Source organism: Phenylobacterium sp. CCH9-H3 (assembly GCF_001557235.1).
In the GTDB taxonomy this organism is placed as follows: Bacteria; Pseudomonadota; Alphaproteobacteria; order Caulobacterales; family Caulobacteraceae; genus Phenylobacterium.
The window spans coordinates 19,718-41,628 of sequence record NZ_LSJI01000246.1 but is presented as its reverse complement, the minus strand read 5'-3'; the positions used below and the strand labels follow the sequence as shown (position 1 = coordinate 41,628).

Below are 21,911 nucleotides of genomic sequence, written 5' to 3'. Positions count from 1 at the left end.
AGCCCCGACCTTGGGCGGCTCGCCTTACCAAATGGGAAACGCGCCGAAATGGCACAAGAGCGTGAAGCCGATGGACCGGTCCCGCCGGTGGTGGCCTTCGATTTCGACGGCACCCTGACGGTCAGGGACAGCTACACGGCCTTTCTGAAGTGGCGCACGCCGAAGGCCGCCTGGATCCTGGGCGGCCTGAAGCTGGTCCCGGCCGCCCTCGCCTACCTGTTCCACCGCGACCGGGGCCGGATCAAGGCGGCGGCGACGAAGGTCTATCTGGTGGGCGTCGGCCGCGAGCGGCTGGAGGCGGACGCGCGGGAATTCGCGGCCCTGCACTCGCGCAGCCTGCTGCGGCCCGACGCGGTGATCGCCTGGAAGCGCTGGCGCAAGGAGCGGGTGCGGCTGGTGATCGTCACCGCCTCGCCGGACATCGTGGTGGCGCCGTTCGCCCGCGGCCTGGGGGCGGACGACCTCCTGGGCACGCCCCTGCATTTCGACGAACGCGACCGGGTCAGCGGGACGTTCGCCTCGCCGAACTGCCGGGGGCCGGAGAAGGTCGAGCGGCTGCGCGCGGCCTTCGGGCCGGACCTGCGGGTCCGCGCCGCCTACGGCGACACCAGCGGCGACACCGAGATGCTGGCGATCGCCGAGGAGCCGTATTTCCGTGTGTTCTCGGGCAAGCCATGAAGCACGCCTCGCCGACGGCCCTGGACGCGCTGGAGCCGCTGCTGGCCGAGCTTCGCGCCCTGCCGGGTCTGGTGGAACGCTCGCGCGGCGTCTTCTACCGCAAGGGGCGGGCGTTCCTGCACTTCCACGAAGACCCGAAGGGGCTGTTTGCGGACGTGCGCGATGCGGGCGGCGTCGATTTCGAGCGGATCGACGTCACCGGCGAACCGGGACGCCGCCATCTGGTGGCCGCCGCGAGGGCGAGACTCTAGGCCTCTTCGTCGCCGTCGCGCTTTTCCCACACGTGGTCGACCAGGCCCCAGTCCTTGGCCTCCTGGGCGGTCATGAAGTGGTCGCGGTCGAGGGTCTCCTCGACCACCTCGATCGGCTGGCCGGTGTGCTTGGCGTAGATCTCGTTCAGCCGGCGCTTGGTCTTCAGGATGTCTTCGGCGTGGCGGCGGATGTCCTGCGCCTTGCCAGAATAGCCGCCCGAGGGCTGGTGGACCATGATGCGGCTGTTCGGCAGGGCGATGCGCTGGCCCTTCTCGCCCGCCATCAGCAGGAAGGAGCCCATCGAGGCGGCCATGCCGAGGCAGAGGGTGATCACCGGGCTCTTGATGTATTGCATGGTGTCGTAGATCGCGAGGCCAGACGTCACCACCCCGCCCGGGGAGTTGATGTACATCTGGATCTCCTTCTTGGGGTTCTCGGCCTCGAGATGGAGGAGCTGGGCGCAGATCAGGCTGGCCATGCCGTCCTCGACGGGACCCGCCAGGAAGATGATCCGGTCCTTCAGCAGGCGGGAGAAGATGTCGTAGGCGCGCTCGCCACGGCTCGTCTGCTCGACGACCATCGGCACGAGGCCTAGGGCGGTGGTCACGGGATCGCGCATGGAAAGTCCTTCTTGGATATCGTGGCGGACGGCGAACGTCCGCGCTTGCCTCCGATATCGCGTGCCCCGCGCCCGTGCGCAAGGCGGCAGGAGGGCGGCATGAGCGCCGCCCTCCCCTTGGCCCTCATCAGACGAACAGGAAGTCGCCCGAGTTGAGGCTGGCCAGCGTCACGTTCTGCAGCGTGATGGTGTTCGCCGCGTTCAGGGTGATCACCACGTCGGCGCCGACCTGCGACGATGCGGCCTGGACCGCCTCGAAGCTGGCGAACTGCGCCGCGTCCAGCTGGACCACGTCGTTGGACTGGAAGTCCGACACCACGTCGTTCCCGAAGGTTCCGGTGAACACGAAGCGATCCGCCCCGACGCCGCCGGTGAGGGTGTCGTTGCCGAGGCCGCCGTTCAACGTGTCGGCGCCGGCATTGCCGATCAGCTTGTCCGCGCCGCCGAGGCCGTTCAGGACATCCTCCAGCGGCGAGCCGTTCAGGGTGTCGGCGCCCGCCGTGCCGTTGCGGACCGGGGCGTCGGCGACGCCCTTGACCGTGACGCTGACCGTTCCGGTGCTGACCGCGCCGTGGGCGTCCTGGACCTGGTAGGTGATGGTGTCGACCGCCTGCTGCGGCTGCTTCAGGGCGTCGATCGCGTCGCTGTTGGCCGAGTAGACCACCTTGCCGTTCACGATGCTGACCTGGCCGCCCAGGGCGCCGCCCGTGACCGAGATGAGGGTCTTGGTGTCGCCGGTGTTCGCGTCCGTGTCGTTGGCCAGGACGTCGATGGTGACGTTCTGGTTCTCGGAGACCGTCGCCACGTCCGCCACCGCCACGGGCTTGGCGTTGACGTACATGCGCGCCACGACCGCGTCGTGGTCGGTAGCGCGGCCAGAGCTGGCCGGCTGGCCGGCGTTCATGTGGACGATGTCGAACTGCGCGCCGTTCGCCAGGTCGTTGGACGCCAGCAGGTGGTCGATCTGCTGGGAATTGCCGTCGAAGACGTAGGTGTAGCGCTCGGCGGGCGCCAGCAGGTCGCTGAGGTTGGTCATGGCCCCGCCGCTCGTGAGCTGGGTCAGGCTGGTCTCGAACTGGAAGGCGTTGAAGTCGCCCATGACCACGACCTTCGCCGACGGGTCGGCGGCCACCATGCCCTCGACGAGGTCCTTGATGGGCGCGGTCTGGTCGATGCGGCGCGCCTCTCCGGCGTTGTCCGGCGGCTGGTGGTCGCCGAACAGTTCCTCCGATCCGATCCGCGAGGTGTTGTGGACGTCCACGACGGTGATCGTCTCGCCGTTGAACGTGAACTCGGCCACCAGCGGCTTGCGGCTGTTGGCGTAGGCGTCGCCGTTCGCCGGATCGTTGTCGTCGAGGAGATAGGCCGAGCCGGCCACGTACTGCACGCGCTCGGGATTGTAGAGATAGCCCTGGCGGATGTTGCCGCCGGCCTCGCCGCCGACCGGGCCGGTGGGGATCACTTCCACATAGACGTAGGTGGGACCGCCGGCGGCCTTGATCGCCGCGATGAGCTTGTCGGCGGTCGCCTGGCCGCTGAGATTGCCGCCCGTCCCCGCGCCGTCGGCGTCCTGGATCTCTTCGAGGCCGATGATGTCCGGCCCGCCGAGGTGCTGGGCGATGTCCTGGCCCAGGCGGTCGAACTTGGCCTGCGGGTCCGTGGGGTCGAGGTTCTCGACGTTGTAGGCCGCGATAGTGACGTGGTTGGCGTCGCCGTCGAGCGTGGTCGTCTCCCGCGGCAGGGCGCCGCCCGCGCCCGTGGCGCCGATCGACGTCGGCAGCAGCTCATAGTTGCCGCCGAAATAGTGCATGATCCCCGTGACGTCGCCGAGATCGCCGCCCGTCACCGCATCCGGCTTGGCGCCGGCGCCCGCCACGCCCGAGTCGTAGAAGATCTGCACGCGCTCGGGGTTGAAGTCGTCGGCGTCGATGGTCACGCCCCCGCGCCCGTTCATGCCCGTTGCGCCCGCGCCGCCGTCGGCCACGACCCAGGTGGAGTTCCCGTCGCTGGTCGCCACGGCGGTCGCATCCGGGATCGTGACCCGCATGCCTTCCAGCGTCTCGTAGAAGTCGAGGCCGTCGGTGGCCGGGTCGAACGTCGTGTTGTTGTCGTCGTCGATCACCTGCGTCGGGGCCGGGCGGCCGCCCGCGCCGAGCACCACGGCCGCCGGCAGCGCCGAGAGCGCCCCGCCGTTCAGCACGGTGACGATCGGGCTGTCGATCTCGGTGATCGGCAGGTTGTTCGGATCGCTGCCCTCGAACTCGTTGACGTCGCCCTCGACGCGGACGGTCTGGCCAACCACGACGGTGGGTACGGAGCCGGTGTAGACGAACACCGCATCGGACGTCGCATTGTCGCCGTCGCCGGTCGGGTCCTGGATCCAGAAGCCGCGCGCCCCGGTGGTGTCGATCGCCGTGACGATGCCTTCGGTGACCACGTGCGAGCCGGCGTAGGGCGAGAGATGGCCGGCGCCCTGGATCTGATAGATCTTGAGGTTCAGGAAGTCGTCGTTCTGGATCGTGCCGGTGGCCGTGGCCGTCGTGACCACGACCGACCCGCTGGTCACCTGCAGGTTCGACAGGCTGACGCTGAAGGTCTCGTCAGGCTCCGGCGTCGTGTCGCCGTTGATGACGACCGAAACGGTCTGGCTGGCCGGCCCGCCGGCGGTGAACGTCAGCGTCCCCGTGTTCGCCACATAGTCGCCGCCCGCGCTGGCCGTGCCGCCGCCGGTGGCGTAGTCGATGCTGAAGTCCGCCGCCGCGCCGCCGCGAGTGACGGTGAAGGTGAGCAGCTTCGTGCCGTCGTCGCCCTCGACGATCGACTGCCCGGAGATCGCGACCGTGGATCCGGTCTGCGGCTGGCTGGTGACGCTGATGTTGTCGACGCCGATCCACTCGTCGTTGCTGGGCGCATTGGTGGTCATGAACCGCAGCTGGATCTGGCCTTGCCCGTTCAGCGCCTCGGGCAGCGTGAGGTCGAGATGGGTGACCAGGGTGGCGCCCGGCGCGCTGGCGTCGGCGATATAGGCGCCGTCCAGGTTCACCCAGGTCCCGGTATCGCCGATGCGGTACTGGATGTTGAACTGCTGGTTGGTGTCGTCGGCCGACCCGTCGATGTCGCGGACATCGAGGCTCAGGTGCAGGTCCTGGCGGCCGGTGGCGTCGAGGTGGAGCACGAAGTACGGGACGTCGGCCGTGCCGGAGCCGGTCAGGGCGATCGTGGGATCGGCGATGGCGAACTCGGTGACGCCGCCCGTGGAGAAGGTGTTCGGGTTCGTCTGATTCACGTTCACATCGATGACGTCCGACGTGCCGGTGATGGTCCGCGGATCGGCGCCGGTCAGTCCGGTCAGGCCGTCGCCGCGGTAGCCCACGATGCTGGGGACCCCGCTCCAGTCGTCGTTCGTCGTGAGCTGGCCGGCGTTCGACCAGTCCTGGAAATAGTTGCCGGACGCGAGATTGAAGTAAGCCGTCGTCATCGAAGCCCCCAAAAGACAGACACTTATCGACCTCTCCCCAGAGGCCGGTCGACCATCCCAGCTTGGTTAACGGAGGTCCGCAAGCGCTCTCGCCGATTCACCCACAGCCTGTGCGGTTTTCGAGCGGCGGCGCCTGCGCGACTGGTCGCGCTGCCCGGGATATCGGCGATGGCATAGCCGCCGGCCGTGACAGCGCTGCGACGGTCTGCTCAATCTGCACGAACAGTTCGGCGAGTTCAGGGGGACGTTCGATGCGGCGCGCGATGTTGGTTCTGGCGATGGCCGCCGCGGTCGGGACACCGGTCGTCGCCGCACCGAAGGCCGCGAAGGACGCCAAGGTCTGGGCGGCCGCGGAGAAGGCGCGGCCGGCGCAGCTGAAATTGCTGGAAGAGGTGGTGAACGTCGATTCCGGCACCGGCGACGTCGAGGGCGGCCGCAAGGTGGCCGCGATCCTGCGGCCACGGCTGGAGGCCCTGGGCATGACGGTGGAAGCCGTCCCGGCGGAGGCGCCTGGCCTGCCGGACAACCTGGTGGCCCGGCTGAAGGGGACCGGCAAGGGCCGCATCCTGATGATCGGCCACCTCGACACGGTCTTCGAGCCCGGCACGGCGGCGAAGCGCCCCTTCGCGATGACGGGCGATCGCCTCACCGGCCCCGGCGTGGGTGACGAGAAGGGTGGCGTGGTCCAGGGGATCTACGCCCTGCAGATCCTGAAGGACCTGGGGTTCAAGGACTACGCCCAGATCACCTTCCTGATCGAGACTTCGGAGGAACGGGGTTCGCCCGGAACCCGTAAGCTCATCGACCGGCTGCTGACGGAGGCGGACGTCGAGCTGAACCTGGAGCCCGGCGATCCGCCCGATACGGTGACGGTGTGGCGCAAGGGATCGAACAGCTTCTACATCGACGTGAAGGGTCGCCCGGCGCACGCCGGCGTCGCGCCCCAGGACGGCCGCAACGCGGCGCTGGAGCTGATCCACCAGCTTGAGGCCATCCGCCAGTTCCCCACCAGCGGCGACGGGCTCACGGTGAACCTCACCCTGATGAGCGCCGGCGCGCGGTACAACATCATCCCCGAGGACGCCTCAGCGGCCATCAACATCCGCGTGCGGGACAAGGCCGACGTCGAGAAGGTGGCGCACGCCCTGGAGACCCGGGCCCGCGCGCCGTCGATCCCGGACACCAAGGTGACGGTCCGGCGCGAGGCCTCGTTCCCGCCCCTGCCCAACAACCCCGCCACCGACGCCCTGGCCGACCGGGCCGAGGCGATCTACGCCGGCCTGGGGATGAAGCTCGGCCGCGGCGGCAACGGCGGCGCCTCCGAATCGGCGCTGGCGAACGAGGCCGGCGTCCCGGCGCTGGACGGCCTAGGCCCGGTGGGCGGCAAGTTCCATTCGGAAGATGAATACGTCGACCTGAACAGCGTGACGCCGAGGCTCTATCTCATGACCAAGCTGATCATGGAGCTGGGCCGCAATCCGCCGGCGCCGATCAGGTGATCAGGCAGCGATCCCGGCGATCCAGTTGCGCAGCACAGCCAGCACCTGCTCGGGCGGGGCATAGCCGCGCGTGACGACGCCGTACACGCCCTGGTCGTTCGGCCCGCCGATGAGCGTGGGGAAGCCGGTCACGCCCGCATTCTGGGAGATGGCGTAGTCGCGCCACGTCTCCTGCTTGGCCTCCTCCGACGCCCAGGCCGCGAGAAACGCCTGACGCTCGAGGCCATATTCCTCGGCCAGATCCGCGAGCACCTCGCCCGAGGTCACGTCCCGGTTCTCGGCATAGAAGGCGCGCTGGGCGCCGGCGAGGTAGCGAGCCGCCAACTCCTCGCCCTCCCGGCGGGCGACGACGACGGCGCGGGCGGCCGGGTCTGTGTCGTAGACGAAGCCGGGCCGGTCCAGCACGGCCGCGTCGAATGGCAGGCCCGAGGCCTCGTGCACGTGGTTCCAGTGGCCGACGACGCTCTTGCGCGCCTCGTCCGTCATCGGCTGATCGGTTCCGGGGCGCAGGCCGCCCATGATCACGCGGATCGGCAACGCGCGCCCGTAGGCGTGGCGGATCTCGTCGATGACGGGAGAAAAGCCGTAGCACCATGAGCACATGGGGTCGGCGAAGTAGATCAGGTGCGGCCCATCCATGGCGGCCCTCCTTCGGCTGCGAGCATCGCAGGCGAAGGCCCGCGGGTCACGCGTCATTGGAAAGAGGCTGGAACCTTCACCATGGTTTTGCACTGACGCTTCAGGGAGACAGCGATGGTGCAATACGCTGTAGCGCTGAAGGACGGCGACTGGACCGTGTTCCGGGACGGAGCCCCGGTGGCCGGACAGCTGTCGCGCTCGGCCGCCGTTCAGATGGCCAAGGACCTGGCTTTCGAAGCCGAGGAGCGCGGCGAGACCGTCGAACTCCTGCTCCAGGGCTACTACGGCGAACTGAGCCGCCGGGTCACCGGCGGCGCAGAAGACTAGCCGCGGCGCATCTGCGACTTCATTTCGCGCTTGGCGCGGGCCTCGGCCTTGGCGGCCGCCTTGCGGGCCTTGCGGTCCTCGCGCTTCAACTGGAGCATCAGCTCCTCGTCGTTCTCCCGGGCCAGGCGGGCCTCTTCCTCGGCCTTCTCCTTGGCGAGGCGGGCGGCTTCCTTCTCGGCGGCGCGCTTGGCGCGGACTTCCTCGAGCTCGCGCGCCTTGCGCTGCTCGCGGGTCTCGAAGGCTTCGGCTTGGACGGTGGGTTTCGGCTTGAACTTAGCCAGGAGGGCCTTCCGGGCCTCGGCCTGGGCGGCGAGGCGATCGGAGAAGCCAGGCATGACCTTGGATTCTCTCATGTTCACTTATGGCAGTTGGGAAAAGGGGGTGACCCCGCGTGAAGAACCCCGCGGAGCCGTACTCGTTGCGTCCGGTCAGCCGACGATGTCGGCGTCCGTGAAGAACTGAGCGATCTCGAGCTTGGCGTTCTCGAGGCTGTCCGAACCGTGGACCGAATTCTCGCCGACGCTTTCGGCGTAGAGCTTACGGATCGTGCCGTCCGCGGCCTGGGCCGGGTTGGTGGCGCCCATGACTTCGCGGTAGCGGGCGACGGCGTTCTCGCCTTCCAGGACCTGAACCACCACCGGCGCCGACGTCATGAATTCCACGAGTTCGCCGAAGAACGGGCGCTCCTTGTGGATCTCGTAGAACTTCTCGGCCTGGGCCTTGCTCATCTTGATGCGGCGCTGGGCCACGATGCGCAGGCCGGCGTCCTCGATCACCGCGTTGACCTTGCCGGTCAGATTCCGACGCGTGGCGTCCGGCTTGATGATCGAGAAGGTGCGTTCGGTCATGGGCTCCGTAGGGGCTCTATGGAAATGGGGAAGTGCGCGAAGGCGCTCCGCGCGGGTGGCGGGGTCTATATCGTCATCCCGCACTGCGAAGCAAGCTGCCGCGTGGGCATGACGCAGCAGGCCGCGTCTGCTAGACGCCGCGGCCACACACGGTTGCCCATGCTGCAGATCAACGACCTTGTCCTCGACGCCTGGGGACGCCGCTTCTTCGACCACGCCACGGTCACCCTGCCCAAGGACGCCAAGGTCGGCCTCGTGGGCCGCAACGGCGTGGGCAAGTCGACCCTGTTCAAGGTCATCCTGGGGCAGCTCACGCCTGGCGGCGGCGAAGTGGGCGTGCCCAGGGCCGCGCGCATCGGCTCGGTGGACCAGGAGCACCCGGCCACGCCGGTGACCCTGCTGGACACCGTGCTGGAAGCCGACGTCGAACGGCACGACCTGCTCCAGCGGCTGGAGAGCGCCGATCCGGAGGACATGGGCGACATCTACGCCCGGCTGATCGAGATCGACGCCGACCGCGCCCCGTCACGCGCCGCGGAAATCCTCGCCGGCCTGGGGTTCAGCCAGGCCGACCTGCAGCGGCCGATGGCGGAGTTCTCGGGCGGCTGGCGGATGCGCGTGGCCCTGGCGGCCAGCCTGTTCGCCGAACCCGACCTGCTGCTGCTGGACGAGCCGACCAACTACCTCGACCTGGAAGGCGCCCTCTGGCTCGAGGCGCGGCTGAAGAAGTATCCGAACACCGCCATCGTCATCAGCCACGACCGCGAACTGCTGAACAATTCCGTCGACCACATCCTGCACCTGAAGGACGGCAAGCTCGACCTCTATCCGGGCGGCTACGACAACTTCGAGCGTCAGCTCTCGGAGAAGCTGCGCCTGCAGGAGGCCAACCGCGCCAAGATCGAGGCGCGGCGCGAGCATCTGCAGTCGTTCGTGGACCGCTTCCGCGCCAAGGCGTCGAAGGCCACCCAGGCCCAGTCGCGCCTGAAGATGATCGCCAAGCTGCCGCCGGTGTCGGCGGTGATCGAGGAGCGGGTCACGCCGTTCTCCCTGCCCTCCCCCGAGCGCCCGCTGGCGCCTTCCAGCCGCAGCAGCGGCGGCTGGACCTGCGCCTGGACATCGACGACCGCATCGGCCTGCTGGGCGTCAACGGCGCCGGCAAGTCGACCTTCGCCAAGCTGGTGGCCGGCGCCCTGGAGGTGGAAGCCGGCAAGCTGCACCGCAGCCCCCGCCTCAAGGTCGGCTGGTTCCACCAGCACCAGATCGAGGCCATGGACCCGACCGACACGCCGCTGGACATCATCCGGCGGGTGATGCCCGAGGCCAGCGAGGCGTCGCGGCGCGCGCGCCTGGCCCAGTACGGCATCGGCTTCGAGAAGGTCGAGACGACGGTGGCGAACCTGTCGGGCGGCGAGCGGGCGCGGCTGCTGCTGAACCTAGTGGCCATGGAGGCGCCGCACCTCCTGATCCTCGACGAGCCGACCAACCACCTGGACATCGACTCGCGCCGCGCCCTGCTGGACGCCCTGAACGAGTACGAGGGCGCGGTGATCCTGATCACCCACGACCGCTCGCTGATGGAGCTGGTGGCCGACCGGCTGTGGCTGGCGGCCGACGGCGGGATCGAGCCGTTCGACGGCGACATGGAGGACTACGCGGCCTTCGTGCTGGAACGCGCCCGCGTCGCCGCGCGCGCGCCCACGCAGATCAAGGCCGAACCCGAGGTCGCGCCGCCGCCGCCCCCACCGCCGCCGAAGACGAGGGTTCCCACCGGAACCGCGCGCCGCCGCGCGGAAGCCGCCGAGGCCGCCCTGGCCAAGGCCAACGAGCTGGTCGCCATGATCGATCGCACGCTGAGCGATCCCGCGACCTTCGCGGCGAACCCCGCAAAGGCCGCGGAACTGGCCCGCCGGCGGCAGGCGGCCCAGGCCGCGCTGGAAACCGCCGAACTGGAATGGATCGAGGCCCAGGAGGCCTACGAACAGCTCCTCAGGTAACAGTCCTCAGGTGATGTGCTTCGGGCTGATCGGGTCCGAACTCGGGAAGGTTTCCTCGATGGCCTCGTCCAGCAGGGCCTCCTGGCGATCCTCGGACTTGGCTTCCCGCTCGGCCATGTGATCGTGCTTGCGGCCCTCGGGGTCAGGGGCGGTCGGCCGGCTGCTCGCGCCCTCGATATGGCGATGTTCTTCGATGACCCCCTTCGGGTCGCTGGCCATGTCGGCCGCCGCCTGTCCGGACCCGTGGGTGAAGGCGCGCTTGGCTTGGTCTTCGGTTTGCTTGTGGGGCATCTGGCTCTTCCTCGAAGTGTCCTGACAAGAACGTCCACGACGGGCGGCGGTTGCCTTGACCGTAGCGCTCAGCCCTTCTTCGGGCCGCCCAGCAGGATCTGCCCTTCGTCGCGCAGGCGGCCCTTCACCTTGCCCGCGATCATCGCGAAGATCCCCGGCAGATAGACCTCCAGCCGCGCTTCGCGCTCCTGGACGTCGATCGTGCCCGTGACCGTCTGGCCGATGGCCTGCAGGGAGAAGCGCAGCAAGTCTCCCTCCCACGCCTGCTTGATCTCCCCGACCGCGCCGATCTGCGACGTCAGGCGGCCGAGCCCCTCGTCGATCCGGCGCCGGGCCTCGGCGCGGCCGAGTTCATGGGGAATGGAGACGACGACCGGCTTGCTCATGACCTAACAAGAGCAGGCCTGCCGTCGCGGTTCCAGGACCCAGCTCAGAGGAATGTCCATCGGCGGCTGCGCTCGCGGGTCCGCAGATTGTTCTGCACGTTCCGCACGCCGTCGATGTCGGCGATATCCTCGATCCGCCGCTTGTCGGCCTTGTGCCGGACGAAGCCGTTCAAGGTCACCTCGCCGTCCACGACATCGACCTCGACGCCGCTGATGTCGAGGCGCCGCTCGTCGTCCAGCCGCTCCATGATCACGGCCCAGAGGACGCGATCGGACGGCCCATCGCGGCGGGCCCGGCGGTGGTCGCGATGGTCTTCGTCCCAGTCGCGGCGTTCGGGCGCGCGGCGCAGGTCGTCTCGCCTGACATCGACGTACCGCGGGTCGTAGCCGTCGGGATCCGGCCGGCCGTCGTCGTAGGCCCGATAGCCCGACCGCGTCCGTGGATCGTAGCCGTAGAGGTTGGAATAGTCCGCCTGCCCGTAGTCGCCCCGGTCGCGGTCCCGCAGGCGCCGCAGCCGCTCGCTCTCCAGGTCGCGCCAGTCTTCCCGCCGCATGATGGCCTCCTTAAATCGGTCGCGAAGGTGCGGGAGAAACCTTCGCCTTGCGCTTCGGTTCCGTGGGCCGACGATGCGCCACCCGCCGACTCGGAGACCACCCGCCCTTGCCGATCCAGGATCCCGACGCGCGGCCCGGCGAAATCCTCGAGGATGTCGAGGAAGAGCTGGCCGCCGCCCTGCCCGAGACCCAGGGGTCGCGGTTCTTCCCGATGCTCCGCAGCCTGGCCTGGCACCTGCTGGCCTTCGTGCTGCTGGGCGCCGCCGCCTATATCCTGTGGCGGGAATTCCACGAGATCAGCCTCGCACAGGTGGCCGACGCCATGCGGGCCTGGGGCTGGGGGTCCGTGGTTCTGGCGCTCGGGCTGTCGGCGACCAGCTTCCTGCTGATGGGCACGATCGAATGGCTGGGCCTGCGCTGGGCGGGAGCCAGGATCGCGGTCCGCTCCGCCCTGGCCGGCTCGTTCATCGCCAGCGCCATCGCCCATACCCTGGGGGCGAACCTGATTGTCTCCGGCGCCGTGCGAGCTCGCTACTATGGCAAGTACGGCGTGTCCCTGCGCCAGGTGGCGGCCACCACGCTGTTCCACGGCTTCTCCTTCACCGTGGGCCTGTCGACCCTCGCGGGGATCGCGCTGCTGATGGCCGGCAGTCACGACATCGCGGCGGTCAGCCGGATCGCCAATCCCGTGGCCGACGGGTTGGGGGCCCTGCTGCTGGTGGGCGTCGCGGCCTACGTGGTCCTGTGCGCAACGCTGCGCCGTCCCCTGCGCGGCTTTGGCCACAGCGTGAAGCTGCCGTCGTTCCGGGTGGCCATCGCCCAGCTCACCATCGGCGCGGTCGACAACGCCGTGGCTGCGGCGATCATCTGGGTCCTGCTGCCGGAAGGCTCCATCGGCTATTTCACGTTCGTCGGCGCCTATGCGCCCTCGGTGGTGATGGGATTGATCAGCCACGTGCCGGGCGGCGTGGGCGTGTTCGAAGGCTCGCTCTCGACCCTGCTCAAGGGCCTCCACCCCCCCTCCCTGGCCGCGGCCTTCCTGGGCTATCGCCTGTTCTTCTTCCTGCTGCCGCTGGTCCTGGCGGGGCTCGCGCTCGCCGCCGACACGGTCCACGAACGGACGCGCAACCGGGCCTGAAAAAAATTCTACTGCTGGATGCATCCGCTGCATCCGGGACGCTGCAGCTTACGTAACTGCTGCGTCCGCGCATCTCCCACCATTTGCAGGACAACAGAACGCGGCGGCGGACCTGTTCCCCGACAACCGCCGCCGTACGCCCCGGCCCCCGCCTCCCGTCGCGGGGCCGGGGCGACCCTCTTGGGTCGTTCCCAGCCGAGCCGTTGGCGGCTAGTGAAGCGCCATGAGCCGCCCCCTCGCCGTCTTCGCCTACGATTTCGACGGCACCCTCGCGCCCGGCAACATGCAGGAACACGCCTTCATCCCCGACGAACTCGGGATGGATCACGCCGACTTCTGGCGCGAAACCCAGGCGCTCGCCGAGGCGCAGCGGGGCGACGGCATCCTGGCCTACATGCACCTGATGCTGGAGAAGGCCCGCGAGAAGGGTCTGGAACTCAGCCTCGAGAGTTGGCGCAAGCGCGGCGCGGCCTTGCGCCTGTTCCCCGGCGTCGAGGACTGGTTCGGCCGCCAGAACGCGCGAGCGGAGGCCCTGGGGCTCGATCTGCGGCACTTCATCATCTCGTCCGGCAACCGCGAGTTGATCGAGGGCTCGCCGATCGCCGCGCATTTCGAGCGGATCTACGCCTCGGCCTTCATCTTCAACGAGCACCTGGACGCGGTGGGCCCGGCCCTCGCCATCAACTACACCAGCAAGACCCAGTACCTGTTCCGCATCAACAAATGGACGCTGGACGAGTGGGACAACAGCGGCATCAACGCCGTCCAGGCCGACCGCGACAGAGCCGTGCCCTTCGACCGCATCGCCTTCTTCGGGGACGGCCTGACCGACATCCCCGTGATGCGCGTGATGACCGACCATGGCGGCCATCCGGTGGCGGTCTACGATCCCGAGACGCCGATCACCCAGGCCGCGGCGGCCAAGCTGCTCGCCGACGGCCGGGCGAGGCTGGCGGCGGGCGGCGACTACCGCGAAGGCTCCGAGCTCGACACCCTGGCCGCCGACCTGCTGGGCCAGATGGCGCGGGGCGTGCGGGCCGAACTGTTCGGCTGACGCCGGCTCAGCGCTCGTCGTAGAGCCGGCGCAGGACCATGGGCGTAAGGCCCGGAAGATCCTCGGAAATGAGGCCCGGGCCATGCAGTTCGGCGGCCTCGGCGTGGATCCAGGCGGCGGCGCAGGCGGCCTCGAAGCTCTCCATCCCCTGGGCCACCAGCCCGCCGATATAGCCGGCGAGGACGTCGCCGGAGCCGGCGGTCGCGAGCCAGGGCGAGCCGTTCACGTTCACCGCGGCCCGGCCGTCGGGGGCGGCGATCACGGTGTCGACCCCCTTCAGCAGGATGACGGCGTTCGCCTTCTCGGCGGCCCGGCGGGCGGCGGTCAGACGCTCGGGAGACGACTTGAGCAGGCCGGGGAACAGGCGCTCGAACTCGCCGGGGTGCGGGGTCAGGACGTCGTCGCGGTCGAGCACCGAGAACAGCTCCTCCGGATCGTCGCGGAAGACGGTGATGGCGTCGGCGTCGATCACCAGCGCCGCGCCGGTCCGAGCCAGGGCCAGGACGTTCAGCAGCGTGGTCTCGTTCACGCCGGCGGCCGGCCCGATGATGGCGGCGTCCGCCTGGTCGGCGGCCTCTTCCAGCTCCAGGTCGGTGTCGAACGGCTTCAGCATCACCGCCTCCAGGTGCGCCGCGTTCGTCGCCAGCGCGTCCTGGCCGGCGTAGAGCGTGACCAGCCCGGCCCCTATCCGAAGGCCTGCACGCGAGGACAGCCGCGCCGCGCCCGTGCTCCAGGCGTCACCGCTGACGACGATCAGCCGGCCACGGGCGTGCTTGTGCGAAGCGGCCGTCGGCCACGGAAAGCGCGGCAGCCAGAACTCGGGCCCGTTCTCCACCAGCTTCGATGGCGTGGGCAGGAGACCGATGTCGGCCACCAGGACGTCACCGCAGAGCGATCGGCCCGGCTCCAGCACGTGGGCGGGCTTGCGGGCGTGGAAGGTCACGGTCAGCCCGGCGCACACGGCCGGGCCAAGCGGCTTTCCCGTATCGCCCGGGACGCCGCTGGGGACGTCGACGGCGACGACGGCGCCGGGCCGGTTGGCGAGCGCCGCAGCGGCCTGGGCGGCTGCGCCGTCGAGCGGACGCGACAGACCGGCCCCGAACAGGGCGTCGATCGCCAGCGCCTCGCCGACGTCGCCGTTCAAGGGCGCCGTCGGTCCATCCCAGCGCGCGCGCATCGCCTTGGCGTCCGGGGTCGCGGCGTCGCCCAGCGCCCTCACCTCCACGGGCCAGCCGCGCGCCTTGAGCAGCCGCGCCACCACGTAGCCGTCGCCGCCATTGTTGCCCGGGCCGCAGAGCACCAGCACGGGCTGAGGCCGGAACCGCTGGACCACCGCCTCGGCCACGGCCTCCCCGGCCCGTTCCATAAGGACTTCGCCCGGCGTCCCGGCGTCGATGGCCGCTCGGTCTGCGGCCGTCATCTCGGCGACGGTGAGGATCGGACGCGTGGTCAAAGGACCCCCGTCGCGGCCTCGGCGCCCTTCTCGACGAGCCGGACCGTCTCGCCGTCGGTCTCGAGCACGGTGATGGAGGTGTGGTCGGGCCGGAACGCCAGGACCTGATCGACGCCCAGCAGGCGCGAGACGGCCGCATTGATGGCCACGTAGTGCGAGAAGACCGCCGTGTTGGCCCGCCGGGCGAGCGAGGCGACGATATCCGAGCGCCAGGCGTCGTAGTCCATGTCGCCCTCGATGGCCCCCCAGGTTCCCTGGAACGCCTGCCGCAGCCACGCCGGCCGCTGTTCGGCGCTCAGGGCCTTGGGCGTGGGAATCTCGCCCACCACGGGATCGATCTCCACCGGGACGCCCAGGGCGGCGGCCGTCGGCTCAGCGGTTTCCCGACAGCGGCGCAGGGGCGAACTCACCACGAGCCCGGGCCGCTCGATCGGCGGCCGCGAGAGCAGCCAGTCGCGCGCCGCCCGCGCCTGCGCCTGGCCCGCCTCGTCCAGCCCCGGGTCGTCGTCGTGGCCGCCCCAGGTGGAGGACGGCCGACCGTGCCGGATCAGGTAGAGGCGCGCCATGAGGGATCAGTCCGGTGTGAAGATGTTGAGGTCCCCCTGCTGGGAGACCGTGCCTGTCCGCCCGATCTGCTCGCTCGCTTCGAGGCTGGCAAGGGTCGCCGGATCATTCGGCGTATTGGCGGCGAACCTGCGGCCAGCCTCGTCACGGCCGACGATGATCCCCAGGAAAGGCCCCTCGCGCTTGTGGACGACCGTGTAGGTCTCGATCACGCCACGGCCCTGCGGCGTCTCGACGATCTCGGGATGCGGCAGGGCGTCGATCTCGCGCTGCAGGATCTTGGGATCCTCGCGCTCGAAGGGCTTGTCCGGCGGGGTGGTGGAATAGATGCCCGTGGACTGCTTGGTCAGGTACCAGCCGTTGCCGGTGATCAGCCCATAGGCGCCCGGCTTGGCGCGCAGGCGGTCCATCATCACGGCGATGGAGTGCATCACATAGTTGTTCCCCGGCCCGCCGGCGTAGGGCAGCCCGCCGGTGACGGTCAGGCCGCGGGGATCGTCCAGCGACAGGCCCAACTCCTCCGCGCCCACCTCCACGGCGACCGGGAAGCAGGAGTAGAGGTCGATCACGTCGATGTCCGAGAGCCCGATCCCCGCCATCTCGAACGCCCGCTTTCCGGTCAGGCGCATGGCCGGGCTGGAATGGAAGTTCTGGCGGTCCAGGGGATGCCACAGGTCGGACGCGTCGGCGCAGCCGTGCAGATAGACCCACTTGTCCTCGGGAACCCCCAGTTCGCGCGCTTTCTTCACACTGGCGATCAGCACCCCCGCGGACTGGTCGACGTCCATGATGGCGTTCAGCAGCTTCGGATAGGGGAAGCCGATCATCCGGTTCTTCTCGGTGACCGTCACCAGTTCTCCGGGGCTCCGCTCGACCGGGAACCAGGCTTCCGGATTCCTGGCGGCCACCGCGCTGAAGGCGGAGAACAGCTTGCCCATCCTGGCCTGGTGGTCGGCGATCGAGCGGCCGTCCCGGGCGCGCAGGGCGTTCTCGAAGATCGGATAGATGTTGATGGGCCGGCTGAGGCCATGGCGGATCTCGTAGGGCGTGCTGCCCGGGCGCGGGTCGCCGACGCGTTCGGCCGGCTCCAGCGTCTCGTCCTCGATGGCGACCCAGTCGTCGAAGCCAAAGCCCTTCGTCGCCCGCTTCGTGGCCGAGCCCAGGAATTCGCAGCCGACGGTCAGCGCCAGGTCGGTCTCGCCCCGGGCGATCCGCTCGGCCAGCATGTTCACGAGGTACTGGGGCGTGTTGCCGCCCATCTCGGAATAGACGCCCCAGCGCGGCTGGGCCCCGATCATCTTCGACAGCGTGGCGGGCGGATTGGTGGCGTGGGGGATCATCCCGCGCTTCGAACCCGGCGCATCGATCGTGAAGCCGACGACCGCCAGGCTGTCGATCGCCGCAAGCCCCTCAGCGCCAATGCCGGCGTCGGCGGCCGCGCGTTCCGCCGCAATCTTCAGCAGCGATGTCGGCGACGGCGAGGAGGCCGGATCGCCCCGGTATGTGAATTGGCCCGCTCCGATGAGCACCGGGGTCCGTTCGTCCATGCTTCAGCCGCCTCCCAAACGCGTTTCGCAGCGATCCTAGGCGCCGAACCCGCCCTCACAAGGCGATTCCCGGCGTGATCACTTTCTGACCTGTTGGCGCCTATTTCCTAGGCGACGACCCAGTTTCCCAGGCGGCCGCAACGGCAGGCAACCGAAGCGTGCTTGTGGCGCCGGTCCGGTGCGTGCTGGTTCGCCCGCGACCGTTGGGGCGTCCACAGTCGCGAGTACAGATCGAGCGCATGAAAAAGATCGAAGCCATCATCAAGCCGTTCAAGCTCGACGAGGTGAAGGAGGCCCTGCAGGACCTGGGCGTCCAGGGCATGACCGTCATCGAAGCCAAGGGCTACGGCCGCCAGAAGGGGCAGACCGAACTCTACCGCGGCGCCGAGTACGTCGTGGACTTCCTCCCCAAGATCAAGATCGAGGTCGTGATCGCCGACGACCAGCTGGATCGCGCTCTGGAGGCGATCTCTTCCGCCGCCCGCACCGGCCGCATCGGCGACGGCAAGATCTTCGTCTCCGAAATCCTGGACGTCGTGCGCATCCGCACCGGCGAGACCGGGACCGTCGCCATCTGACCCACAGCACCTACGCGTTCAAGAAGGGGATATCCACATGGCTTCCGCCAAAGACATTCTGAATATGATCAAGGAGAAGGACGTCAAATACGTCGACGTCCGTTTCACCGACGTGCGCGGCAAGATGCAGCACGTGACCTTCGACATCGATCTGGTCGATGAGGACTTCCTGACCGACGGGACGATGTTCGACGGCTCCTCGATCGCCGGCTGGAAGGCCATCAACGAGTCCGACATGAAGCTGCGTCCGGACCTGGACTCGGCGATCATCGACCCGTTCTACCAGCAGACCACGCTGGCCCTGTTCTGCGACGTGGTGAACCCCGACACGGGCACTCCCTATGAGCGCGACCCGCGCTCCATCGCCAAGGCCGCGCTCAACTTCGTGAAGGCGTCGGGCATCGGCGACACCGTGTACTTCGGCCCCGAGGCCGAGTTCTTCATCTTCGACGACGTCCGCTGGGACACCGCCCCCCACAACACCTTCTACGCCTACGACTCCACCGAGCTGCCGGTCAGCTCGGGCAAGTCCTATCCGGAAGGCAACATGGGCCACCGGCCCGGCCCGAAGGGCGGCTACTTCCCGGTCAACCCGATCGACAGCGGCCAGGACCTGCGCGGCGAGATGCTGGCGGTCATGGGCGAACTTGGCATGAAGCCGGAAAAGCACCACCACGAGGTGGCGCCGGCCCAGCACGAACTCGGCCTGAAGTTCGACACCATGATCGTCATGGCCGACCGGCTGCAGCTCTATAAGTACGTGATCCACAACGTGGCCCACGCCTACGGCAAGACGGCCACCTTCATGGCCAAGCCGATGTTCGCCGACAACGGTTCGGGCATGCACGTGCACCAGTCGATCTGGGGCAACGGCAAGCCGCTGTTCGCCGGAGACAAGTACGCGGGCCTGTCGCAGATGTGCCTGTGGTACATCGGCGGGATCATCAAGCACGCCAAGGCGATCAACGCGTTCTCGAACTCCACGACGAACTCGTACAAGCGCCTGGTGCCCGGCTACGAAGCCCCGGTGAAGCTGGCCTACTCGGCCCGCAACCGCTCGGCCTCCATCCGGATCCCCCACGTGGACAGCCCGAAGGGCAAGCGGATCGAGGCCCGCTTCCCCGACCCGATGGGCAACCCGTACCTGACCTTCACCGCCCTGCTCATGGCCGGCATCGACGGCATCGTGAACCAGATCGACCCGGGCGGCCCGGCCGACAAGAACCTCTACGACCTGCCGCCCCGCGAGCAGAAGAAGATCCCCGAGGTCTGCGGCTCGCTGCGCGAGGCCCTGGAGAGCCTGGACAAGGACCGCGCCTTCCTGAAGGCCGGCGGCGTCATGAGCGACGACTTCATCGACAGTTACATCGAGCTGAAGATGGAAGAAGTCATGCGCCTCCAGCTCCACCCGCACCCGGTGGAATTCGACATGTACTTCAAGTGCTAGTCGGCTGACCCCGATGTGAGATCAGGGCCGCGGAGCGATCCGCGGCCCTTTTTCTTTCGCTCGCCTACGCCCACCTTGACTGTATGGACGGCTGGCTAGGCTACCTGATCGCCTTCGCGCTCCTGGTGATGGTCGCACCGCTTGTCGCGTGGCTCGGGCGTCGAGAAGGCCGCAAACTCAAGGGTGCGGCGGGCCTGGCCTTCGTCATGCTTGGGTTCGGCGCTGTCATGGATCCTCCCACGCATCAGGCGATGGAGGCGGTCGCGCGCCAAGAGCATGACGATGACGAGACCGGCGAGCCGAAGGATCCTACCGCCGGCCATTGAGCCTCACACCTAACCGGTTCTAGAAAGTCGCAATAGTTTCTTCTTCGGGGCTTCCTTTGAAATCAGCGTTCCTCGCCGCCGCAGCGGCGCTCGCCTTCGCAACGCCGCTGGCTGCGGAGCCGTCGGAAGGGCCGCAGCCGCTGCCGATGCCGGCGCCGATCGCCACGCCGCGGGACGTCGCCTACCCCGCCGGGACGCTCAAGCTGGAAGTGGACGCCACCGACGTGGAGCGCCGGATCTTCCGCATCCGGCAGACCATTCCGATCATGGCCGGCGGCGCCCCGGTGACGCTGCTCTATCCGCAGTGGGTCCCCGGCGGCCATTCGCCCCGCAACGCCCTCTTCAACATGGCCGGCCTGGTGGTGAAGGCGAACGGCAAGGTCGTGCCCTGGACGCGCGATCCCGTGCAGGTGTTCGCCTTCCACCTGACCCCGCCGGCCGACGCCCGGTCGCTGGACCTCGAGTTCCAGTACCTGTCGCCCACGGCGGGCGACCAGGGGCGCGTGGTCATGACGCCGGAGATGCTGAACGCCCAGTGGCTGAACCTGGCGTTCTACCCCGCCGGCTACTTCACCCGCCGGATCAACATCGACGCCTCGATCAAGCTTCCCGACGGCTGGGGTTACGGCACGGCGTTGGAGACCGAGAAGACCGAGGCCGGCTGGACCCGCTTCAAGACGGTCGACTTCGACACCCTGATGGACTCCCCGATGTTCGCCGGGCGCTACTTCAAAACGTACGACCTGGACACCAGCGGCAAGTCGCCGGTGCGCCTGAACGTCGTGGCTGATCGCCCCGAACTTCTCGCCGCCACGCCCGAGCAGATCGAACAGCACCGCGAACTGGTGCGCCAGGCCGACAAGCTGTACGGCGCGCGCCATTTCGACCGCTACGAGTTCCTGCTGGCCCTGACCGACCGCATGGGCCGCATCGGCCTGGAACACCATCGTTCCTCGGAGAACGGGACCGTTCCCGACTACTTCACCGACTGGTCGAAGAACGCGCCCGCCCGCAACCTGCTGCCGCACGAGTACAACCATTCCTGGGACGGCAAGTACCGCCGCCCGGCCGACCTGTGGACGCCCAACTACAACGTCCCCATGCGCGACAGCCTGCTGTGGGTGTACGAGGGCCAGGACCAGTACTGGGGGTTCGTCCTCGGCGCGCGCTCGGGCCTGGTGACCAAGCAGCAGACCCTGGACGCCCTGGCGATGACGGCGGCGCTCTATTCCGAGGGGCGGCCGGGCCGGGCGTGGCGCTCGGTCGAGGACACCACCAACGACCCGATCATCGCCAGCCGCCGGGCGATCCCCTGGACCAGCTGGCAGCGCAGCGAGGACTACTATTCGGAGGGCCAGCTGATCTGGCTCGACGCCGACACCCTGATCCGCGAGAAGACCGGTGGGAAGAAGTCGCTGGACGACTTCGGCCGCGCCTTCTTTGGCGTCAACGACGGCCAGTGGAAGCAGCCCCTAACCTACACCTTCGAGGACGTGGTCAAGGCGCTGAACGCGGTCACGCCGCATGACTGGGCGACCTTCCTGGACACCCGGGCGCGCAAGGTCGCGCCGGCCTATCCGCTGGATGGCCTGGCCCGCGGCGGCTACCGGCTGATCTATACCGACAAGCCCACCGACTACTGGCGCGACACCGAGGCGAACCGGAAGATCGTGGACCTGACCTATTCCCTCGGCCTGACGCTGAACCGCGAAGGGACGATCACCGGCGTGCTCTGGGACAGCCCGGCCTTCAAGGCGGGCATGACGGTGGGCGACAGGATTCTAGCGGTGAACGGCATCGCCTATGACGCCGAGCGCCTGAAGGAGGCGATCACGGCGGCCAAGGGCGGCAAGGACGCCATCACCTTCATCGTGAAGGACGGCGACCACTTCAAGGTGCAGCCGGTCAGCTACAACGGCGGCCTGCGCTACCCCCGGCTGGAACGGATCGAAGGCAGGCCCGATCTGCTGACGAAGATCTACGAGCCGCTGAAGTAGCGGCTCAGAGCTTCTGGGCGATCCACCAATAGACGGCGAAGGCCAGGGCGCCGGGGGCGAGGTAGGCCCCCGCGAACTGCCACACCGACAGGTCCGGCACGGCCGCCACGATCGCCGAGCCCGTAGCCACGACGGCCAGGATCGCCGCGGACGTGCCCACGATGTTGGCGACCTCGGCCGGAATGCGCACCGGCGTGCGCCCCTTGCTGATCTGCGACATAGGTTCCTCCCGTCCTGC

The 21,911-nt window shown here is 68.7% G+C and carries 22 protein-coding genes and 1 pseudogene; 11 read left to right on the top strand and 12 right to left on the bottom strand.

The genetic code is table 11. The features are described from left to right. Positions 1 to 48 precede the first annotated feature (48 nt). Both AX721_RS21815 and AX721_RS21810 read left to right on the top strand, forming a co-directional pair. Positions 49 to 678 (top strand): HAD-IB family hydrolase, encoded by a 630-nt coding sequence (locus tag AX721_RS21815; protein ID WP_068878078.1) that lies wholly within the window; start codon positions 49 to 51, stop codon positions 676 to 678. Then, positions 675 to 929: a hypothetical protein gene (locus AX721_RS21810; protein WP_068878077.1), complete on the top strand. Its 255-nt coding sequence runs from the start codon at positions 675 to 677 to the stop codon at positions 927 to 929. Before AX721_RS21815 ends, AX721_RS21810 begins: the two co-directional genes overlap by 4 nt. Here the strand turns inward: AX721_RS21810 and AX721_RS21805 are convergent. Next, complete coding sequence (locus AX721_RS21805) at positions 926 to 1,549, bottom strand: ATP-dependent Clp protease proteolytic subunit (RefSeq protein WP_068878076.1); 624 nt, start codon at positions 1,547 to 1,549, stop codon at positions 926 to 928. The two genes, AX721_RS21810 and AX721_RS21805, sit on opposite strands and share 4 nt — an antisense overlap. Before the next feature lie 127 nt (positions 1,550 to 1,676). Continuing rightward, positions 1,677 to 5,027 (bottom strand): endonuclease/exonuclease/phosphatase family protein, encoded by a 3,351-nt coding sequence (locus tag AX721_RS21800; RefSeq protein ID WP_068878075.1) that lies wholly within the window; start codon positions 5,025 to 5,027, stop codon positions 1,677 to 1,679. Between the two features lie 251 nt (positions 5,028 to 5,278). Here AX721_RS21800 and AX721_RS21795 point away from each other — a divergent pair, with 251 nt between their 5' ends. Beyond that, positions 5,279 to 6,526, top strand: a complete 1,248-nt coding sequence (locus tag AX721_RS21795; RefSeq protein WP_068878074.1) for a glutamate carboxypeptidase — start codon at positions 5,279 to 5,281, stop codon at positions 6,524 to 6,526. Here the strand turns inward: AX721_RS21795 and AX721_RS21790 are convergent, their stop codons facing one another. After that, positions 6,527 to 7,165 (bottom strand): DsbA family protein, encoded by a 639-nt coding sequence (locus tag AX721_RS21790; RefSeq protein WP_068878073.1) that lies wholly within the window; start codon positions 7,163 to 7,165, stop codon positions 6,527 to 6,529. It abuts the gene before it with no gap. Between the two features lie 114 nt (positions 7,166 to 7,279). Between AX721_RS21790 and AX721_RS21785 the strand changes: the two genes are divergently transcribed. Continuing rightward, positions 7,280 to 7,492 (top strand): hypothetical protein, encoded by a 213-nt coding sequence (locus AX721_RS21785; protein WP_068878072.1) that lies wholly within the window; start codon positions 7,280 to 7,282, stop codon positions 7,490 to 7,492. On the opposite strand, the gene AX721_RS21780 is transcribed toward AX721_RS21785, so the two are convergent. Both AX721_RS21780 and ndk read right to left on the bottom strand, forming a co-directional pair. Beyond that, entirely contained in the window at positions 7,489 to 7,845 is a 357-nt protein-coding gene (locus tag AX721_RS21780) for a DUF6481 family protein (RefSeq protein ID WP_068878071.1), read from the bottom strand. The two genes, AX721_RS21785 and AX721_RS21780, sit on opposite strands and share 4 nt — an antisense overlap. Positions 7,846 to 7,920: 75 nt before the next feature. Then, a complete protein-coding gene (gene ndk / locus AX721_RS21775) occupies positions 7,921 to 8,340 on the bottom strand; it encodes a nucleoside-diphosphate kinase (protein ID WP_068878070.1) in 420 nt (139 codons plus the stop codon). A gap of 159 nt (positions 8,341 to 8,499) precedes the next feature. Here ndk and AX721_RS21770 point away from each other — a divergent pair. After that, positions 8,500 to 10,337 (top strand): annotated as a pseudogene (locus AX721_RS21770) (ABC-F family ATP-binding cassette domain-containing protein). A gap of 6 nt (positions 10,338 to 10,343) precedes the next feature. On the opposite strand, the gene AX721_RS21765 reads toward AX721_RS21770, so the two are convergent. The 3 genes from AX721_RS21765 to AX721_RS21755 form a co-directional block, all read right to left on the bottom strand. Next, entirely contained in the window at positions 10,344 to 10,628 is a 285-nt protein-coding gene (locus tag AX721_RS21765) for a hypothetical protein (protein WP_068878069.1), read from the bottom strand. 68 nt (positions 10,629 to 10,696) lie between these two features. Next, entirely contained in the window at positions 10,697 to 11,014 is a 318-nt protein-coding gene (locus AX721_RS21760) for a polyhydroxyalkanoic acid system family protein (protein ID WP_068878068.1), read from the bottom strand. A 44-nt stretch (positions 11,015 to 11,058) separates the two neighbouring features. After that, the gene (locus AX721_RS21755; RefSeq protein ID WP_068878067.1) at positions 11,059 to 11,568 is read right to left on the bottom strand and encodes a BON domain-containing protein; all 510 of its coding nucleotides are present in this window, start codon (positions 11,566 to 11,568) and stop codon (positions 11,059 to 11,061) included. Between the two features lie 107 nt (positions 11,569 to 11,675). Here AX721_RS21755 and AX721_RS21750 point away from each other — a divergent pair, with 107 nt between their 5' ends. Further along, entirely contained in the window at positions 11,676 to 12,707 is a 1,032-nt protein-coding gene (locus AX721_RS21750; RefSeq protein ID WP_068878066.1) for a lysylphosphatidylglycerol synthase domain-containing protein, read from the top strand. Between the two features lie 223 nt (positions 12,708 to 12,930). Beyond that, complete coding sequence (locus tag AX721_RS21745; protein ID WP_068878065.1) at positions 12,931 to 13,761, top strand: HAD family hydrolase; 831 nt, start codon at positions 12,931 to 12,933, stop codon at positions 13,759 to 13,761. A 7-nt stretch (positions 13,762 to 13,768) separates the two neighbouring features. Here the strand turns inward: AX721_RS21745 and AX721_RS21740 are convergent, their stop codons facing one another. Genes AX721_RS21740 through AX721_RS21730 form a run of 3 tightly spaced genes read right to left on the bottom strand, consistent with a single transcriptional unit; the run spans position 13,769 to position 17,325 of the window. Further along, positions 13,769 to 15,214 (bottom strand): NAD(P)H-hydrate dehydratase, encoded by a 1,446-nt coding sequence (locus AX721_RS21740; protein WP_231733330.1) that lies wholly within the window; start codon positions 15,212 to 15,214, stop codon positions 13,769 to 13,771. Next, entirely contained in the window at positions 15,211 to 15,780 is a 570-nt protein-coding gene (locus AX721_RS21735) for a histidine phosphatase family protein (protein WP_068878064.1), read from the bottom strand. The genes AX721_RS21740 and AX721_RS21735 overlap by 4 nt, the downstream gene beginning before the upstream one ends. 6 nt (positions 15,781 to 15,786) lie before the next feature. After that, positions 15,787 to 17,325, bottom strand: a complete 1,539-nt coding sequence (locus AX721_RS21730; protein WP_068878063.1) for an acetyl-CoA acetyltransferase — start codon at positions 17,323 to 17,325, stop codon at positions 15,787 to 15,789. 239 nt (positions 17,326 to 17,564) lie between these two features. Here AX721_RS21730 and AX721_RS21725 point away from each other — a divergent pair, with 239 nt between their 5' ends. From AX721_RS21725 to AX721_RS21710, 4 genes are all read left to right on the top strand, one after another. Then, entirely contained in the window at positions 17,565 to 17,903 is a 339-nt protein-coding gene (locus tag AX721_RS21725) for a P-II family nitrogen regulator (RefSeq protein ID WP_068878062.1), read from the top strand. Positions 17,904 to 17,940: 37 nt separating this feature from the next. After that, positions 17,941 to 19,350 (top strand): type I glutamate--ammonia ligase, encoded by a 1,410-nt coding sequence (gene glnA, locus AX721_RS21720; protein ID WP_068878061.1) that lies wholly within the window; start codon positions 17,941 to 17,943, stop codon positions 19,348 to 19,350. An 83-nt stretch (positions 19,351 to 19,433) separates the two neighbouring features. Continuing rightward, positions 19,434 to 19,676 (top strand): hypothetical protein, encoded by a 243-nt coding sequence (locus tag AX721_RS21715; RefSeq protein WP_068878060.1) that lies wholly within the window; start codon positions 19,434 to 19,436, stop codon positions 19,674 to 19,676. A 56-nt stretch (positions 19,677 to 19,732) separates the two neighbouring features. Further along, positions 19,733 to 21,673, top strand: coding sequence for a M61 family metallopeptidase (locus tag AX721_RS21710; protein WP_068878059.1), 1,941 nt, complete (start codon positions 19,733 to 19,735; stop codon positions 21,671 to 21,673). A 4-nt stretch (positions 21,674 to 21,677) separates the two neighbouring features. Here AX721_RS21710 and AX721_RS21705 read toward each other — a convergent pair whose 3' ends face one another. Then, positions 21,678 to 21,893, bottom strand: coding sequence for a hypothetical protein (locus AX721_RS21705; RefSeq protein WP_068878058.1), 216 nt, complete (start codon positions 21,891 to 21,893; stop codon positions 21,678 to 21,680). Positions 21,894 to 21,911 lie beyond the last annotated feature (18 nt).

Excerpts from the sequence above, each read along its gene's own strand:
- AX721_RS21715 (WP_068878060.1), top strand. The coding sequence starts at position 19,434 with ATGGACGGCTGGCTAGGCTACCTGATCGCCTTCGCGCTCCTGGTGATG.
- AX721_RS21800 (WP_068878075.1), bottom strand. The coding sequence starts at position 5,027 with ATGACGACGGCTTACTTCAATCTCGCGTCCGGCAACTATTTCCAGGAC.
- AX721_RS21795 (WP_068878074.1), top strand. The coding sequence starts at position 5,279 with ATGCGGCGCGCGATGTTGGTTCTGGCGATGGCCGCCGCGGTCGGGACA.
- AX721_RS21780 (WP_068878071.1), bottom strand. The coding sequence starts at position 7,845 with ATGAGAGAATCCAAGGTCATGCCTGGCTTCTCCGATCGCCTCGCCGCC.
- AX721_RS21755 (WP_068878067.1), bottom strand. The coding sequence starts at position 11,568 with ATGCGGCGGGAAGACTGGCGCGACCTGGAGAGCGAGCGGCTGCGGCGC.
- AX721_RS21730 (WP_068878063.1), bottom strand. The coding sequence starts at position 17,325 with ATGGACGAACGGACCCCGGTGCTCATCGGAGCGGGCCAATTCACATAC.
- AX721_RS21790 (WP_068878073.1), bottom strand. The coding sequence starts at position 7,165 with ATGGATGGGCCGCACCTGATCTACTTCGCCGACCCCATGTGCTCATGG.
- AX721_RS21810 (WP_068878077.1), top strand. The coding sequence starts at position 675 with ATGAAGCACGCCTCGCCGACGGCCCTGGACGCGCTGGAGCCGCTGCTG.
- AX721_RS21725 (WP_068878062.1), top strand. The coding sequence starts at position 17,565 with ATGAAAAAGATCGAAGCCATCATCAAGCCGTTCAAGCTCGACGAGGTG.
- AX721_RS21785 (WP_068878072.1), top strand. The coding sequence starts at position 7,280 with ATGGTGCAATACGCTGTAGCGCTGAAGGACGGCGACTGGACCGTGTTC.
- glnA (WP_068878061.1), top strand. The coding sequence starts at position 17,941 with ATGGCTTCCGCCAAAGACATTCTGAATATGATCAAGGAGAAGGACGTC.
- ndk (WP_068878070.1), bottom strand. The coding sequence starts at position 8,340 with ATGACCGAACGCACCTTCTCGATCATCAAGCCGGACGCCACGCGTCGG.
- AX721_RS21735 (WP_068878064.1), bottom strand. The coding sequence starts at position 15,780 with ATGGCGCGCCTCTACCTGATCCGGCACGGTCGGCCGTCCTCCACCTGG.
- AX721_RS21705 (WP_068878058.1), bottom strand. The coding sequence starts at position 21,893 with ATGTCGCAGATCAGCAAGGGGCGCACGCCGGTGCGCATTCCGGCCGAG.
- AX721_RS21805 (WP_068878076.1), bottom strand. The coding sequence starts at position 1,549 with ATGCGCGATCCCGTGACCACCGCCCTAGGCCTCGTGCCGATGGTCGTC.
- AX721_RS21815 (WP_068878078.1), top strand. The coding sequence starts at position 49 with ATGGCACAAGAGCGTGAAGCCGATGGACCGGTCCCGCCGGTGGTGGCC.
- AX721_RS21765 (WP_068878069.1), bottom strand. The coding sequence starts at position 10,628 with ATGCCCCACAAGCAAACCGAAGACCAAGCCAAGCGCGCCTTCACCCAC.
- AX721_RS21745 (WP_068878065.1), top strand. The coding sequence starts at position 12,931 with ATGAGCCGCCCCCTCGCCGTCTTCGCCTACGATTTCGACGGCACCCTC.
- AX721_RS21760 (WP_068878068.1), bottom strand. The coding sequence starts at position 11,014 with ATGAGCAAGCCGGTCGTCGTCTCCATTCCCCATGAACTCGGCCGCGCC.